The following is a 17,130-nucleotide window of genomic DNA, read 5'->3' on the forward strand; positions in this document are numbered from 1 at the left end:
ATATGAGCCTTAATAATCAACCATTAATCATAAAGTTAGGTGGCGCTGCGCTATCTTGTGGTGAAACACTCAGCAAGTTATTTGGTGCTATTTCAGCTTACCAACAGCAGGCACAGCGTCCTATCGTGATCGTTCACGGTGGTGGTTACCTTGTTGATGATTTGATGAGTAAGCTAAACCTAAAAACGGTTAAGAAAGAAGGGCTACGTGTTACTCCTTATGACCAGATCCCTGTGATCGCTGGTGCACTAGCGGGCACGGCCAACAAACTACTTCAAGGTCAGGCAATTAAAGATGGTATCAATGCCGTTGGTTTGAGCCTTGCAGATGGTGGTTTATGCAAAGTGAGCGAATTGAACCCTGAGCTGGGCGCAGTAGGAAAAGCGGAGCCGGGCGACTCAACCGTCCTGCAAGCGATTCTTAATGCTGGCGCACTGCCAATCATCAGTTCAATTGGCCTAACTGAACAAGGCCAACTGATGAACGTCAATGCCGACCAAGCTGCGGTTGCCGTTGCTGGCGCACTTGATGCTGAACTGGTGCTTCTTTCTGATGTAAGTGGTGTGTTGGATGGCAAAGGCCACCTCATTCCAAGCCTTAATCAACAGCAAGCTGATGACCTTATTACAGGCAAAGTGATTACCGATGGCATGATCGTTAAGGTTCAAGCCGCACTAGAAGCCGCTAACGACCTTGGACGACCAATCGAAGTTGCCACTTGGCGATACCCAGAAAAGCTAACACAACTGTTTTCAGGTAAAAGCATAGGAACACAGTTTTTACCTCAGTAGGTCTCACAACGAGTCACTGCTTAAAGAATTTAGACAAATTAAATAAACATATAATTATGAAGTCATTTCCAACGCTGACCGCCATGTGCAGTATGGAAACTAGGAGAAAGAAAATGAGCAAAGTTAACGTAAAGAAAGTTGTAGTAGCCTACTCTGGCGGTCTAGACACATCCGTAATCATTCCATGGTTGAAAGAGAACTATGAGTGTGAAGTGGTTGCGTTTGTTGCTGATGTTGGTCAAGGCGACGAAGAGTTGATTGGTATCGAAGAGAAAGCAAAAGCGTCTGGTGCATCTGAGTGTTACATCGCAGACCTTAAAGAAGAGATGGTTGCTGGCTACATCTACCCAACGCTGAAAACGGGCGCTTACTACGAAGGTAAATACCTACTAGGTACGTCGATGGCTCGTCCAATCATCGCGAAAGCACAGGTTGAAGTTGCACGTAAAGTAGGTGCAGACGCACTGTGTCACGGCTGTACAGGTAAAGGTAACGACCAAGTTCGTTTTGAAGGCGCATTCGCTGCACTAGCCCCGGACCTACACGTAATTGCACCTTGGCGTGAATGGGATCTAGTGAGTCGTGAAGAGTGTCTAGATTACCTAGCAGAGCGTAACATCCCTTGTACGGCTTCTCTTACTAAGATTTACTCGCGTGATGCAAACGCATGGCACATCTCAACAGAAGGTGGCGTTCTTGAAAACACATGGAATGCACCTAACGAAGATTGCTGGGCTTGGACTGTAGACCCAGAGCAAGCGCCAAACGAATCTGAAACAGTGACGCTTAAAGTTGAAAAAGGCGAAGTGGTAGCGGTAGATGGTGAAACAATGACGCCATACAACGCACTGGTTTACCTAAATGAGAAAGGCGCTAAGCACGGTGTTGGTCGTATCGATATCGTAGAGAACCGTCTTGTTGGTATGAAGTCTCGTGGTTGTTACGAAACTCCGGGTGGCACAATCATGATGGAAGCACTGCGCGCAGTAGAGCAACTGGTTCTTGATAAAGCGGCATTCGAATTCCGTGAAGAGCTGGGTGTTAAAGCTTCTCACCTTGTATACGACGGTCGTTGGTTCACTCCACTGTGTAAGTCAATCCTTGCAGCGACAGAAGAGCTAGCACAAGACGTGAATGGTGAAGTGGTTATCAAACTTTACAAAGGCCATGCAACGGTGACTCAGAAGCGTTCTGACAACAGCCTGTACTCAGAAGAGTTTGCAACCTTTGGTGAAGATGAAGTTTACGACCAAAGCCACGCTGAAGGCTTCATCCGTCTTTACTCGCTATCAAGCCGTATTCGTGCCCTGAATAGCCAAAAGTAATCCTAACAATGAGTTAGTGAGCTAGCCTTTAGCGAAAGGTTGAAGGCCAGTAAACAGACATGATTATGCAAAGCCCATTCACTATTGATTAGTGAGTGGGCTTTTTACTTTCTAATCGTCTAATAAATCAGCTTCGGTTTTTACTATGTGATGGCATATAATTCGCGCTCCACGCTGAAAATAATCAATGGATTCAATTTGCGGTGAATAAATATGTGAAAATAATGAATTAATACTTTATTTTCATTTTGAATTGCCGTAAGTTTAAACCATCAGAAAAATACTGAATCTTAATCAGAATTATCATTTGCAAAAACAGTGAGCACTGTGCAATTAGGAGATACACAATGGCATTATGGGGCGGTAGATTTACCCAAGCAGCAGACACCCGGTTCAAAGATTTTAACGATTCTCTTCGTTTTGATTACCGATTGGCTGAGCAAGACATTGTGGGCTCAATTGCCTGGTCTAAAGCTCTATTGTCGGTCAACGTATTAACAGAAGAAGAGCAACAGAAGCTTGAGTTAGCGCTGAATGAGCTAAAACTTGAGGTGATGGAAGATCCTGAACAGATTCTACGTTCTGATGCAGAAGATATTCACAGCTGGGTTGAGCAACAACTTATCGGCAAAGTCGGTGACTTGGGCAAAAAGCTTCACACTGGCCGTTCTCGTAATGACCAAGTGGCGACAGACCTGAAACTATGGTGTCGTCAGCAAGGTAACCAACTGCTATTGGCGTTGGATCGCCTGCAGAGCCAAATGGTGAACGTTGCCTCTCAGCATCAAGAAACCGTTCTGCCTGGCTACACTCACTTACAACGTGCCCAGCCAGTAACTTTTGCTCACTGGTGCTTGGCTTACGTTGAAATGCTTGAGCGTGACTATTCACGTTTGAATGATGCGATTAAGCGTCTAGATACATGTCCGCTGGGTTCTGGTGCCCTTGCAGGAACCGCTTACCCGATGGACCGTGAAGAGTTAGCTCACAACTTAGGTTTCCGTCGTGCAACGCGCAACTCTCTAGATTCTGTATCTGACCGTGACCATGTGATGGAGCTGATGTCGATCGCTTCTATCTCTATGCTTCACCTTTCGCGTCTTGCAGAAGATATGATTTTCTACAACTCTGGTGAATCAAACTTCATCGAGTTAGCAGACACCGTGACGTCAGGTTCATCTCTGATGCCACAGAAGAAAAACCCGGATGCGCTAGAACTTATCCGTGGCAAAACGGGCCGTGTTTACGGTTCATTAGCTGCAATGATGATGACAGTAAAAGCTCTGCCTTTGGCGTACAATAAAGACATGCAAGAAGATAAAGAAGGTCTGTTCGACGCTTTAGATACTTGGAATGATTGTATGGAAATGGCTGCACTTTGTTTTGACGGCATTAAAGTGAACGGCGAACGTACACTTGAAGCAGCGAAGCAAGGTTATGCGAACTCTACGGAACTGGCTGATTACTTAGTAGCGAAAGGCATTCCTTTCCGTGAAGCTCACCATATTGTTGGTGTGACGGTAGTGGCGGCGATTGCGAAAGGCTGCGCATTAGAAGAATTAACCATCGCAGAGATGAAAGAGTTCTCTGAGGTGATTGAAGAGGATGTATATGACATCCTGACCATTGAATCGTGTCTTGAAAAACGTAGCGCACTAGGTGGTGTATCACCACAGCAAGTGGCTTACGCAGTAGACCAAGCTGAGAAACGTTTGGCGCAGCGTGACACCTCTATCGTTAAGGTTCGTCCTGCTCGTTTGACTGACATTGAAGCATTGGAAGGCATGGTGGCTTACTGGGCGAACATGGGTGAAAACCTGCCTCGCTCTCGTAATGAACTGGTGCGTGATATTGGCTCATTCGCTGTCGCAGAACATCATGGTGAAGTGACAGGTTGTGCATCACTTTATGTGTATGACTCTGGCTTAGCGGAAATTCGTTCGTTGGGTGTTGAAGCTGGCTGGCAAGGTCAAGGGCAGGGGACTGCAATCGTGCAGCACCTTGTTGAGAAGGCTCGCCAAATGGCAATCAAGAAAGTGTTCGTACTGACTCGTACTCCTGAGTTCTTTATGAAGCATGACTTCTTACCGACATCGAAATCTCTGCTACCTGAGAAGGTATTGAAAGATTGTGACCAGTGCCCTCGTCAACATGCGTGTGATGAAGTGGCGTTGGAAGTGAACTTGGTCGAGCAGATAATTGCTAAGGTGAATGTTGCATAAGGCATTGATTTTATAGTCCCTAAAAAAAAGATCAAAAATCTGATCTTTTTTGGGAACAAACTAAGAAAAGCTCGGTCTATTAAAGTACCACTGCTTTTTCTTAGAATTTTCTAAGAAAGCCCTAGAATCGATTGGTTCTGGGGCTTTTTTCTATCTGCTGTTTGGGAAATTATACTCGTTCGATTGTTGTGACCAATTATCGGAGTATTGAACCTATCATCTAACCATTATTGCCTATCTAACAAACACCGCTGCTAACGCTTTTTGTTCCTTAAAGGCAGCACCAAAAACTTCATTATCCAATGCAACGACAATAAGCCACTGAATGCGAAAGCTGCCATCATCAAAGCGATGGCGTTGATGGTTTTTGGGTCTTCCCTGAAAAACAGCCACCATACTCCCCAACTTAATATCGACAACACCGTGAGCTGATTCATACAACGTTGGCAACGACCGAGTTTGTTGAAGATTTTTTCATTTTTATTGCAATGAAGACATGTCATCTTGGGCTTGATTCGCGTTATGCTTATTGCCCTGATAATACCACGTCACAAGATATTGGATCACGGTGACATAGAGAGAGAAGATCGATGATTGAGCGCCAAGAAACCAAGCAACGCATGAGCCGTATTGTTAAACACAACGGTACTATCTACCTATGTGGCCAAGTGTGTGCGGATGCAACCAAAGACATCACAGAACAAACACAGACGATGCTGGATAAAGTAGAAGCGTTACTTGAGCAAGCAGGCAGCGACAAAGAGCACATGCTGTCAGCAACCATTTACTTGAAAGACATGAAAGACTTCCAAGAAATGAACGCAGTATGGGATGCATGGGTTCCAGAAGGTCACGCCCCAGCTCGCGCATGTGTGACTGGCGACATGGCTCGTGAGGCACTACTGGTTGAGATCTCTGTGATTGCAGCTGAGAAGTAATTCTCTCGCATTTAGCAATAAGTAACGGTTTAAGAGATTCCAGATACTTCGTCCCTCAGTGCTGGAATGACGGATTAAGTTTTGGTTTAGATGCATAAATAAATCAACGTCATTCCCGGTAGTGACGAAGGAGCGTGGTCGGGAATCTATTATTTGCTCGTTACCAAAAACAAAAAGGAAAGCCAATGGCTTTCCTTTTTAGTATCTAGTCTTTGTTTACAGATCAAACTGCTACCTGTCTCAATGACCTGAGATTAACAACCAGGGCCACAATCTAGACAGTGTTTCACCATCTCTGGACCAAGGTGCAGTTTCGCATTGAGGTCACGTAACGCTGTTCGTACACCTTCTTCAATTACTGGGTGGTAAAATGGCATATCCAACATTTCAGAAACCGTCATCTTTTTCTGGTGTGCCCATGCGAGTAAGTGAGCCAAATGTTCTGCGTTTGGTCCCATCATCTCAGCACCAAGGAAACGGCCTGTACCTTGCTCGCCGTAAACGTGCAGAATACCTTTGTTGCGTAGCATCACTCGTGAACGACCTTGGTTCTCGAAAGACACTTCACCCGTTGCGAAACAACCACATGTGCCTAAGCGGGTTATGATCTCTTTGTATGTTTCACCAACCATCGCGATTTGTGGGTCAGAGAATACCGCAGAGATTTTAGAGCGGCGCAAGCCTGCGCGAATCTCAGGGAAGCGACCTGCATTATCACCCGCAATACGTGCTTGGTCTGCTGCTTCATGCAGTAGAGGCAGTTGGTTGCTTGCATCACCAGCGATAAATACTGATGGTAGTGATGTTTGAAGCGTGTAGTGGTCAGCGATAGGAACACCACGTTCATCAAGCTCAAGAGAGGTATTCTCTAGGCCAAGTTTATCTGTATTAGGACGACGACCTGTTGCTGCCAGTACGTACTCAACGACGTTAGTTTCTAGCTCACCTTGCTTATTGATGAACTGGATTTCGACACGTGGTTCACCTGACTCAGTGGTAATACGCTTCATGCTTTCGATTTTCACGTCGGCATCTAGGTAGAACTCTTCATTGAAGGCTTTATCTGCATACGCCATGATTTCTGGGTCGGTTATTGGGCCAACTTGACCACCTAAACCGAACAGTTTGGTCTTCACACCTAAGCGGTGTAGTGACTGACCAAGCTCAAGGCCAATAACACCAGGGCCAAATACGGCAACCGATTCTGGTAAGTCATCCCAGCTGAACACATCATCGTTAATGATCAGACGGTCGCCAAGTTCATTCCAAACTGCAGGGTATGCAGGGCGCGAACCGGTCGCGATAACAATACGCTTAGCGGTGACAATCGTGTGGTCATCAATTTTCAGCGTGTTGTCGTCTAAAAATTTTGCGTAACCAGAGATCTTGTCTTGCTCTGGGATTTCATCAACGCCTTCTAAAACAAAACCAACAAAACGGTCACGTTCAAACTTTACTCTGTCCATCACTTCACGGCCGTTAATCACGATATCACCTTGTGGGTGAACGCCAAAAGCCGGAGCTTTCTCGATTTGGTGTACGCTTTCTGCGGCTGCAATAAGCAGTTTAGATGGCATACAACCAACGCGAGCACAGGTAGTACCGTAAGGGCCGCCTTCAATCATCACGACACTGTCAGTGTGTGCTTTTGCAGCGCGGTAAGAACCTAGACCTGCCGTACCGCCCCCGATAACTGCTACATCTACATTGACTTGTTTCATAATAATTTTCTCGCAATGGCTAAATTTAGTTTGAACGAACCCCTCCAACTCTGGTGATTTTTTTGAGAGTCAGGATAACGGGTCTGTTTTGTGATTCTGTTTTATTAGGTTTAGCTTGTGGTTCTGCTTTTTGTTACTAACTGCTTCTTGTTACTAACTATAGGTTAGTTAAAGACGGGCGAGTCACAAGCTATATTCTTTTCCAAAGCTCACGTGAGAGTGGTTTGGAATCGCTAACCCACAAGAGGGTGGGTTAGCAGATGTTAGCTCCTAAGTAATTAACCTAGGAAAGCTTCTAGTTCTTCGCTGCCACCGATGTGTTTGCCACCGATGAAAACTTGAGGAACTGTTGTGCGACCAGAGATTGCACGTAGGCTTACTGTTGTTGCGTCTTTGCCTAGTACGACTTCTTCGTAGTTCAGACCTTTGTCGATTAGGTTCTGTTTTGCTTTCATACAGAATGGGCAACCTGGCTTAGTGAATACTGTGATTGACTCTTGCTCTTTGTGCTCAGGAGCAAGGTAGTTAAGCATAGTATCAGCATCTGAAACCTTGAACGGGTCACCTGGTACGTCTTCTTCGATGAACATTTTTTCTACCACGCCGTTTTTAACCAGCATGCTGTAGCGCCATGAACGTTTGCCGAAGCCGATGTCGTTTTTCTCAACTAGCATGCCCATGCCGTCTGTGAAGTCGCCGTTACCGTCTGGGATGAATGTGATGTTTTCCGCTTCTTGGTCTGCTTTCCATGCGTTCATTACGAACGTGTCGTTTACAGAAACACAAAGGATGTCATCAACACCGTTCTCTTTGAACACTGAATGTAGTTCGTTGTAACGAGGAAGGTGGCTTGACGAACAAGTTGGCGTAAACGCGCCTGGTAGGCTGAATACGATAACTGTTTTGTCTTTGAATAGCTCTTCAGTCGTTACGTTAACCCATGCATCACCTTGGCGAGTTGGGAATGTTACTTGAGGGATTGATTGACCTTCTTTAGATGCAAACATATTGATTTCCTTAAATAGTATTTTTAATTTTGTTCTATCAGAGCTTAACGTTTTTCTTTGCTCTGTTTCGTTTTGTTGAGCCCATTATTAGATAAATTCTTTGATAGCTCTAATCGTTTGATGTTATGGTTTTGATAGGTAAATTCTATCAAGAGCATTTTCTTTTAAATGTTGCTATGAAAACCCCTGTTCTTATTAAACCTGAGGTAAGAGACTGATCATGAACATTCGTGACTTTGAATACTTGGTGGCGCTCGCAGAGCACAAACACTTCCGAAAAGCGGCAGAAGCGTGCTTTGTCAGTCAGCCGACACTAAGCGGTCAAATACGCAAACTAGAAGATGAAATCGGACTTCAGTTAACCGAGCGTAGTCCAAGGAAGGTCATATTTACAGAATCAGGGTTACAACTTGTTGAACAAGCTAAGCGTATTCTCAACGAAGTGAAGACTTTTAAGGATATGGCGAGTGGACACGGTGAAGCGATGACTGGACCAATGCACATTGGTTTCATCCCAACCGTGGGTCCTTACATTCTGCCTAAGATTGTCCCTCACCTGAAAGAGAGCTTTCCTGAGTTAGAGCTGTACCTGCATGAAGCCCAAACTCATCAATTAGTGAGCCAATTGGAAGATGGAAAGCTGGACTGCTTGGTACTGGCTGCGGTTGATGAGACTGCGGCGTTTAAAGAGATTGATGTGTATGACGAACCATTAAGTGTCGCGGTTCCATGTGACCATGAGTGGGCTCAGCAGGACACCGTCGATATGTTGCAGTTAAATGGGCAAACAGTACTGGCGCTAGGTGATGGCCACTGCTTAAGAGACCAAGCCTTAGGCTTCTGTTTTGCTGCAGGTGCAAAAGATGACGAGCGCTTTAAAGCGACCAGCTTAGAAACGCTACGCAACATGGTCGCGGCAGGGGCGGGTATTACTTTGCTTCCACAGTTATCAGTACCGAAAGAGAAGCAGAAAGACGGTGTGTGTTACGTGCCTGCGGTGAACCCAACGCCTTCACGTCGTATTGTGGTTGCGTACCGTCCGGGCTCTCCATTGAAAGGACGCTTTGAGCAACTGGCGGAGACGATTCGCACTCAATTGGAAAAGGTCGTTTAGCTTCATCTCCGTATAGCAGATACAAAAAAGGGTTGATATGAATTCATATCAACCCTTTTTATTTGCTCATGTCGTTAGGTTCAAAAAAACTATCTAGAACAGTTCTTCTACCGTTTCACCTGAAGAGGTGGAGTAGATATCATCATTGAAACGCTCAGTGATGTACTCAGTAGGTTCTGTGCCTTTCTCGAAGTACTCAAACATTGATGAGCTATCGAACTTGTTGGTCAGTAAGCCTGTATCACGGTCAATACGAACGCGAACGATATTTTCTGGAATCTCTTTGCGTTGCGCCGGAACGCCTGCGAGTGCTGTGCCCATGAAATCAACCCATGCAGGCTCTGCTGTTTTCGCGCCAGCTTCCGCACCAGTAATCTGGTTCTTACCAAGGTTAGAGTTCGCTTTAGTACGACCTAGGTTACGGTTGTGGTTATCAAAGCCAACCCATACCGTTGCAACCATGCCTGGGCCATAGCCGCTGTACCAAGTATCTTTCGAGTCGTTGGTAGTACCGGTCTTGCCGCCAATATCACGACGTTTCAGTGGTTGAGCACGCCAACCTGTACCGTTCCAGCCTGTACCCGCACTCCAATCACCGCCGCCCCAGATGTTGCTGTACATCATTTCACGAACTAGGAATGCGTTCTGCTCAGAGATAACTTGAGGAGCGTATTGAACTTTCGCATCCACATCTTGCTCGGCAAATTCATCCGCCATTGGATCGGTCGTGATGGCTTGTTTGCAATCTTCTTTACAGACAACTTTTGGTGTTGCTTCAAATTCAGTCTCGCCAAATGGTGTTTCAACGCGGCTGATGTAGAAAGGTTCAACGTAGTAACCACCGTTAGCGAATACTGAGTAACCTTGCGCTACTTTCATTGGCGTTAAGCTACCAGCACCTAGCGCAATTGTTTCAGAACGAGGCACTTCATCGATATCAAAACCAAAGCGAGTTAGGTAGTTACGAGTGTCATCTAAGCCAACTTCACGCAGTACACGTACCGCCATCACGTTTTTCGATTGAGCTAAGCCAATACGCAAGCGAGTAGGGCCAACGTAAGTTGGTGGCGAGTTCTTTGGTCGCCATGCAGTACCTTGGCTCTTATCCCATTGGTTAATCGGTGCATCGTTGATTAGTGAGGCTAGCGTTAAGCCTTTCTCAATCGCTGCTGAGTAGATAAATGGTTTGATACCAGAACCCACCTGACGAATAGATTGCGTTGCACGGTTGAACTTGTTGTGAACAAAGTTAAAGCCACCGACCATCGACAATACCGCGCCGTTGTTCGGGTTCATTGCAACAAATGCGGTATTCGCATTAGGTACTTGGCTTAGTCGCCATACAATCGGCGCTTTTGATTCTGCCGTTGCTGACTCTTCTGTCGGCTCTTCAGAGACTTCGTCGCCTGTTACGGCTTCATGGCGAACCCAAACTTGCTCACCAACAGCTAGAATCTCTTTTGCTTGAGATGGAGCAGGGCCTTGGCGATTGTCTGTTAGGAACTTACGTGCCCAGTTCATGCCTTGCCATTCAATTGTGCCTTCACCTTGGTTTTTAACCCAAACCTGAGCGCTTTTCGAGTCAACTGAAGTTACAACCGCAGGGACTAGGTCACCATAGGTTGGCTGAGACTTAAGGTGTTTAACGATCTTGTCGTGGTCCCAAGCTGATTGCTCGGTTTGCCATAAGACTTTTTCAGCACCACGGTAGCCGTGACGCTCATCGTAGCCAAGCAGGTTCTTAATCGCTGCTTGGTTCGCTGCTTTTTGCAGTTTTGAATCAACGGTGGTGTAGACCTTCATACCTGATGTATAAGCGGCTTCGCCATAGCGTTCCACCATCCAAGCACGTGCAACTTCTGCAACATACGGTGCGCTCAGTTCTATTTCTGCACCATGGTACTTCGAGATCAGCTTTTCACTGCGAGCTTCATCAAACTCTGCTTGAGTGATGTATTTCTCGTCTAACATACGACGTAATACAACGTTACGACGGTTAGTCGCGCGCTCGACAGAATAAATAGGGTTCATTGTAGAAGGTGCTTTTGGCATACCCGCAAGCGTCGCAATTTCACTTAGCGTTAGATCAGGAAGATCCTTACCGAAGTAAACACGTGCTGCCGCGCCAAAACCATACGAACGGTGACCAAGGAAGATCTTGTTTACATAAAGCTCCATGATCTCTTCTTTACTAAGAAGCTGCTCAATGTGGATTGCAATGAAGATCTCTTTGATCTTACGCATAATCTTTTTCTCATTAGATAAGAAGAAGTTACGCGCAAGCTGCTGAGTAATAGTACTCGCACCTTGTTTTGCTGAACCCGACATGGCAACCACGAGTGCTGCACGTGTGATACCGATTGGGTCAATACCTGGGTGTTCATAGAAACGGCTATCTTCGGTGGCAATCAGAGCCTCAACTAAGTGGCGAGGAATCTCGTCATAAGTCACCGGGTTACGACGCTTTTCGCCAAATTGAGAGATCAACTTACCGTCTTGACTGAAGACCTGCATCGGCGTTTGGAGTTCTACGTCGCGCAAAGTGGCAACATCAGGCAACTCTGGTTTTACGTAATAATAAAACCCGAAAATTGTACTGACTCCAAGAATCATGCAAATCAATGTAAATATGAATAATCGCTTTATGAACTTCACCGGATAATCCCTGATTAGTTAAGGCTGATAAGCAGCAAACCCTTGTACTCTAGGCTAAAAACTTAGCTTTCGTTTATTAACGCTTATTTAACTAATAATCACAACCCCTAGATAATCAACGAAATGCTTGGCACTTCAGGAGCTAGGTCACATGGGTTCATCATTAATTACAGGTATAGATATAAATCATCACAGCATCAAAGCCGTGGTACTAAAACCCGTGGGGAAGTTGTATGCCCTAGTGGGATACAAAGAGCTGCCGATTTCGGACGACATTTTTACAGCTAACCATACTTTGGAGTATCAGAAAACTGTTAAGAAACTTAAAGAACTTAGGAAAGGGCTGCCTTTTGGCTGTCGCAACGTCGCCATTTCGGTACCTGATAACACGGTGATCAGCAAAGTACTGCAAATAGAGACTGAGTTAGAAGACAGAGAAAAAGAGTTTTCTATCTATCAAACCTTCGCCCATCAATCTCCCTTTCCTATCGAGGAGCTGAGTTTAGATTTTGTAAAGCTGGAAGACAAACGATTTGGTAAAGGTTCGACAAGCAGTTATCAGGTATACGCCACTCGTAAGGAAGTGGTGGATAGCCGAGCTTATGCATTAACTAAGGCTGGTTTTAAACCTGTGGTGGTAGATACACAGGCACATGGGCTACTCAATATCTGGCAACTAGCCTCGCGTCTGTATCCCGAAAAGAAAAACTGGCTGCTGGTGGATGTTGGCATCGACCAAACGTCGCTAGGAGTTATCCCGCAGAATTCAGCGCCTTTCTATAAAGACATCGCTTTTGGTACTCAAGATCTTCGTAGCTCGGATAACCCAAGTGATACAGAAGGTGTGCTCGGCACGGCTGAAGATACCCATCAATTCATTGTTAATTTGATTGAGAAGCTCAAGCGTCAATTACAGCTCTATTCATCGGGAAATGCGCAGCAACCTATCTCTGGGATCTGGCTGATGGGTGAGGGTGCCAGCATTCCTATGGTAACCGAAGAGCTAGAGCGCCATTTTCAGTTGAGCTGTGAGTCATTGAATCCTTTGTCTCTGTTTGAGAACAAGGTCGCCAAGAGACGTCGACTGCCAATGGACTTGCAACACTTTGGCATTGCCGCGGGTATGGCGATGAATGGACTCAAGTGGCAGGGAGAAAAGCATGCTGCATCAAATTAACCTGCTGCCGTGGCGTGATGAGATTCGTGCTCAGCACAAGAAGCGCTTTATCCATCTGGTCATTCTTGGCGTCATCATAGCGCTTACAGGGCAATGGGCGGTTGGCCACTATTTTCAAGACCAACAAGCCAAGCAGCAAACTCGCCTCAATTACCTCAATCAGTACATCGCTGAGCTCGACCGACAAATTCAGTCATTAAAAGTCGCAGAGCAAGAGCACAAAGCCATTCTGACTCGACTTGATGTAGTGGAGTCGCTGCAGCTTGGCCGCAATAAGACCACCGACTTTATGAACTTGATGCCGGATCTGATTCCTGAGGGCGTGTATGTCGATAAGATAAAGATGAATGGTCAGGAGATTGAAATGTCGGGCATCAGCGACAGTACGGCTCGTCTCGCTACCATGTTGGATAACCTCGAGCGTTCAGATTCTCTGAAAGGGGTTGAGATGCACTCTATCGTTCATAACCGCAAACGCTTCAATAAAGAGTTTCAGACCTTCAAGGTCTCTTTTGTGTTCAGCCCAGTGTCTTTAGAAAACACAACCGTAGAGAGCACTGCCGCGAGCAGAAAAGAGAAGGGGGCACATCATGGCTAACCTTCAAAATAGGATTAGTTGGCAAAATAGAATGAGCTTGCAAGACCTCGATGTTGATGAGATCACCGAATGGCCATTGTTGCCTCAGCTTCTCGTGATTCTGGTGTTGATAGTGTTAATCCAAGGTGTTGGCACTTGGCTTTATGTGCTGCCGCTCGACGATGAACTGCAACAGATGAAGCAACAGGAGCACACCTTAAAAACGACCTTGCGAATAAAGGCGAATAAGGTTGCAGCCTTACCTAAACTCCAGAGCCAATTAGAGGAGTTAACCAGCCGTTACGATTACTTGTTAGAGCAGCTGCCCGTTCAAAAGGAGTTGGCGAGCATGTTGGCCTCAGTGAATGAGCTCGGCTTGGATAACTCGCTGACCTTCACGCGAATTGATTGGGGGCAAAAGCAGAACAAGGAGTTCCTCTATCGATTGCCTCTCAATATTGAGCTGACAGGTGACTATCACGAGATTGGTGACTTTTCTGCTGCCATCGCCAAGCTGCCGCGCATTATCAGCTTTGATGATGTGAATTGGCAGCGAGTCAGTCAAGAAAGCAGCACGCTGCACTTTAGGGTTCGAGCTTATACCTACCAGTTTAAATCGGAGGTCAATGATGAAACCCAATAGTGCGTTTTACTCAATCGTGTTGCTGCTTGCGTTATCAGGCTGCAAGGCTAATCAAGACTCACTGCCAGACTTTGTCACGCAAGTTGAAGCCAAGGCCAGAAAAGACGTTGAGCAACTTGTCCCAGCAACTGAATTCACGGCGGCGACCTATCAGCGCCAAGCTTTTCGTCCTCCCTTTGAACTGCCTAAAGAAGCCATTGTGCAAAATCAACCCTTGGTGAAAAAAGACTGTTGGCAACCCAGCGCCCGTTCTCGCAATGGCAAGTTAGAGAAGTACCCGTTGAGTAAGCTTCGTTTAAGAGGCGTTATGGGAAGCGGAACAAGTGTATTTGGCTTAGTGCAAACACCCAAAGGCAACGTGGTAAACGTCAAGAAAGGCCAGTTTATCGGCTTAAACAATGGCCGAGTTACTAAGGTGACGAGCCAGTACGTTCAGATTAATGAAACTCTTCCAGATGGCTTAGGTTGTTGGCATAAGCGCAACGTTAGGCTGGCTCTGAAGTAAACCAATGTCACATGATGTGGATATGAGATGTAAATATGATTAAAGGAATAAGTAGATTAGTAAGCAAGGCTCTACAAGGTTTTGCTGTGTCTGTGATGTTGGTTGTTAGCGTGCTCAGCTATGCCGAGAGCTTACCTAATAAATTAGAGAATATTGATTTTAGAGTGAACAAGGATAAAGACGCCGTCATCATCATTGAGCTGGCGACCAGTACCGCTGTGGTGGATGTTCAACGTGCTCAGGAAGGGTTAAGTATCGAGTTAATCAATACTCAGGTTGATGATGACAAGCTTTACCTACTGGATGTGAAAGACTTCGCCACCTTGGTTGAAGGTATTGAGGTCTACAAAGAGACACCAAGCACTCGGCTTCTAGCGACGATTAGCAATGACTATCAGTATGAATATAATCTAAAGGGGCGCTTTATTGAGGTGGTGATCAGCAAACCGGTTATTGATGAAGTGACCAAAGAAAAAAGCGTTCTAGAGAAAGAGGGCAAGTTGATATCGATTAACTTCCAAGATATCCCAGTACGAAATGTCCTGCAGTTGATTGCCGACTATAACGATTTCAATCTCGTGGTGTCTGATTCGGTAGCCGGAAACCTGACGTTACGTTTAGATGGCGTACCTTGGCAGCAAGTTCTCGACATTATCTTGCAAGTTAAAGGCTTGGATAAGCGTGTTGATGGCAATGTTATCTTGGTCGCGCCGAAAGCGGAACTCGATCTTCGAGAGCAACAAGCGTTAGAGAAATCTCGCTTGGAAGAGGAGTTAGGGGAGCTTAAGTCGGAAATCATCAAGATTAACTTTGCTAAAGCCACCGACATTGCCGACATGATTGGCGGTGAAGGCGCGGTCAGTATGTTGTCCGATCGTGGCTCAATTACTATTGATGAGCGCACCAACTCACTACTCATTCGTGAGCTGGAAGAAAACATTGCCGTGATCCGAGGCATCATTGAATCGTTAGACATTCCAGTGAAGCAAGTACAGATAGAGGCGCGTATCGTCACTGTTACCGAGGGTAACCTGGATGAGCTTGGTGTGCGCTGGGGTGTTTCATCAACCAACGGAAGCTTCACCGTTGGCGGTTCAATTGAAGGTAACCACCCATCAGCGATTACGCCGTATGACGACGATAGCGGCAGCAGCGTGATTGATGACTATCTCAACGTAAATTTAGGAGCAACATCGCCGAACGCTTCGAGTATTGCGTTTCAGGTAGCCAAGTTGGGTTCGGATACCTTGCTTGATCTTGAATTGTCAGCACTGCAACAAGAGTCGAAAGCTGAAATTATTTCGAGCCCACGCTTAATCACCACCAATAAAAAGCCCGCCTATATTGAGCAAGGTACTGAAATTCCTTATTTAGAGTCCTCTTCAAGTGGCGCTACGTCGGTCGCGTTTAAGAAAGCCGTGTTGAGTCTTAAGGTGACACCGCAGATCACGCCCGACAATCGTTTGGTATTGGATTTGAGCGTGACTCAAGATAGACCAGGGCAAGTGGTAAAAACCGGAACCGGTGAGGCGGTCGCAATTGATACGCAAAGAATAGGTACGCAAGTGCTTGTTAATAATGGTGAAACTGTCGTGCTTGGCGGGATATTTCAACACAGCGTGAGCAGTACGGTGGATAAAGTTCCTCTGTTAGGAGACCTGCCAGTTTTGGGTGCATTGTTCCGTCGCAGCTATGAAAATGTGGGTAAAAGTGAACTGCTTATTTTTGTCACACCTAAAGTTGTGATTCAGTAATGAACAATTAGATTAAAAATAAAGTTGCATTAGTGGCACCTAACCTTGATAATTTCGGGTCTTATCACGAATTATCTGTGAGGAATCGGTGCCACGGGCCTTTTAATTTCAGTACTTGTACTGACCTACCTTGTGGCGATGTCATTGAATTAACGTTGTAAATTACTGCTAAAAACATGGCTGAGAAACGCAATATTTTTCTTGTTGGCCCAATGGGCGCCGGCAAAAGTACAATTGGTAGACACCTAGCTTCCCAACTTCATATGGAGTTTCTAGACTCTGACACTGTGATCGAAGAGCGCACTGGCGCAGACATCGCATGGGTTTTTGATGTTGAGGGCGAAGAAGGTTTCCGTAAGCGCGAAGAATCTGTAATCAATGATCTGACAGAAGAACAAGGTATTGTTCTTGCGACAGGTGGTGGTTCAGTGTTGAGCAAAGAAAACCGTAACCGTCTATCTGCACGAGGCATTGTTGTATACCTAGAGACAACAATTGAAAAGCAACTTGCTCGCACTAACCGCGACAAGAAACGCCCTCTACTTCAAACAGACAACCCGCGTGATGTGCTAGAAGATCTAGCTGTATCTCGCAACGCACTATACGAAGAAGTGGCGGACTACACAGTTCGTACTGACGACCAAAGTGCAAAAGTGGTAGCCAACCAGATCGTAAAAATGCTAGAAGAACGTTAAGTTCAT

General features: G+C 45.8%; 15 protein-coding genes. 11 read left to right on the forward strand and 4 right to left on the reverse strand.

The window, feature by feature from the left end; translation table 11 throughout:
• Positions 1-2: 2 nt before the first annotated feature.
• From argB to argH, 3 genes are all read left to right on the forward strand, one after another.
• On the forward strand, positions 3-791 hold the full coding sequence (argB, locus tag FTW16_RS21890; RefSeq protein WP_146492426.1) for an acetylglutamate kinase: 789 nt from the start codon (positions 3-5) through the stop codon (positions 789-791).
• Between the two features lie 113 nt (positions 792-904).
• The gene (locus tag FTW16_RS21895) at positions 905-2,116 is read left to right on the forward strand and encodes an argininosuccinate synthase (RefSeq protein WP_146492427.1); all 1,212 of its coding nucleotides are present in this window, start codon (positions 905-907) and stop codon (positions 2,114-2,116) included.
• A gap of 347 nt (positions 2,117-2,463) precedes the next feature.
• A complete protein-coding gene (gene argH, locus FTW16_RS21900; RefSeq protein ID WP_048659175.1) occupies positions 2,464-4,338 on the forward strand; it encodes an argininosuccinate lyase in 1,875 nt (624 codons plus the stop codon).
• A 254-nt stretch (positions 4,339-4,592) separates the two neighbouring features.
• On the opposite strand, the gene FTW16_RS21905 is transcribed toward argH, so the two are convergent.
• The gene (locus tag FTW16_RS21905) at positions 4,593-4,841 is read right to left on the reverse strand and encodes a DUF3624 domain-containing protein (RefSeq protein ID WP_146492428.1); all 249 of its coding nucleotides are present in this window, start codon (positions 4,839-4,841) and stop codon (positions 4,593-4,595) included.
• 87 nt (positions 4,842-4,928) lie between these two features.
• Between FTW16_RS21905 and FTW16_RS21910 the strand changes: the two genes are divergently transcribed.
• Positions 4,929-5,276: a RidA family protein gene (locus tag FTW16_RS21910; RefSeq protein WP_004729674.1), complete on the forward strand. Its 348-nt coding sequence runs from the start codon at positions 4,929-4,931 to the stop codon at positions 5,274-5,276.
• 254 nt (positions 5,277-5,530) lie between these two features.
• Here FTW16_RS21910 and FTW16_RS21915 read toward each other — a convergent pair whose 3' ends face one another.
• Positions 5,531-6,997, reverse strand: a complete 1,467-nt coding sequence (locus FTW16_RS21915; RefSeq protein WP_146492429.1) for a dihydrolipoyl dehydrogenase — start codon at positions 6,995-6,997, stop codon at positions 5,531-5,533.
• A gap of 278 nt (positions 6,998-7,275) precedes the next feature.
• Entirely contained in the window at positions 7,276-8,004 is a 729-nt protein-coding gene (locus FTW16_RS21920) for a glutathione peroxidase (RefSeq protein ID WP_048659171.1), read from the reverse strand.
• A gap of 220 nt (positions 8,005-8,224) precedes the next feature.
• Here FTW16_RS21920 and oxyR point away from each other — a divergent pair, with 220 nt between their 5' ends.
• Complete coding sequence (gene oxyR / locus FTW16_RS21925) at positions 8,225-9,118, forward strand: DNA-binding transcriptional regulator OxyR (protein WP_146492430.1); 894 nt, start codon at positions 8,225-8,227, stop codon at positions 9,116-9,118.
• A gap of 93 nt (positions 9,119-9,211) precedes the next feature.
• On the opposite strand, the gene FTW16_RS21930 is transcribed toward oxyR, so the two are convergent.
• Entirely contained in the window at positions 9,212-11,773 is a 2,562-nt protein-coding gene (locus FTW16_RS21930; protein ID WP_186728101.1) for a penicillin-binding protein 1A, read from the reverse strand.
• A 151-nt stretch (positions 11,774-11,924) separates the two neighbouring features.
• On the opposite strand from FTW16_RS21930, the gene pilM reads away from it, so the two are divergent.
• From pilM to aroK, 6 genes are all read left to right on the forward strand, one after another.
• Positions 11,925-12,950, forward strand: a complete 1,026-nt coding sequence (gene pilM / locus FTW16_RS21935) for a type IV pilus assembly protein PilM (RefSeq protein ID WP_146492432.1) — start codon at positions 11,925-11,927, stop codon at positions 12,948-12,950.
• On the forward strand, positions 12,934-13,548 hold the full coding sequence (locus tag FTW16_RS21940) for a PilN domain-containing protein (protein ID WP_146492433.1): 615 nt from the start codon (positions 12,934-12,936) through the stop codon (positions 13,546-13,548). Before pilM ends, FTW16_RS21940 begins: the two co-directional genes overlap by 17 nt.
• Positions 13,541-14,170, forward strand: coding sequence for a type 4a pilus biogenesis protein PilO (locus tag FTW16_RS21945; protein ID WP_146492434.1), 630 nt, complete (start codon positions 13,541-13,543; stop codon positions 14,168-14,170). Before FTW16_RS21940 ends, FTW16_RS21945 begins: the two co-directional genes overlap by 8 nt.
• On the forward strand, positions 14,157-14,675 hold the full coding sequence (locus tag FTW16_RS21950) for a pilus assembly protein PilP (protein ID WP_146492452.1): 519 nt from the start codon (positions 14,157-14,159) through the stop codon (positions 14,673-14,675). Before FTW16_RS21945 ends, FTW16_RS21950 begins: the two co-directional genes overlap by 14 nt.
• Positions 14,676-14,710: 35 nt before the next feature.
• Positions 14,711-16,429 carry a type IV pilus secretin PilQ gene (locus FTW16_RS21955; RefSeq protein WP_146492435.1) on the forward strand — a complete coding sequence of 573 codons (1,719 nt, stop codon included), beginning with the start codon at positions 14,711-14,713 and terminating at the stop codon, positions 16,427-16,429.
• A 176-nt stretch (positions 16,430-16,605) separates the two neighbouring features.
• Entirely contained in the window at positions 16,606-17,124 is a 519-nt protein-coding gene (gene aroK, locus FTW16_RS21960; RefSeq protein ID WP_017061125.1) for a shikimate kinase AroK, read from the forward strand.
• Positions 17,125-17,130: the final 6 nt, after the last annotated feature.

The sequence above is a fragment of the Vibrio sp. T20 genome (assembly GCF_007858795.1).
GTDB lineage: Bacteria > Pseudomonadota > Gammaproteobacteria > Enterobacterales > Vibrionaceae > Vibrio > Vibrio satsumensis.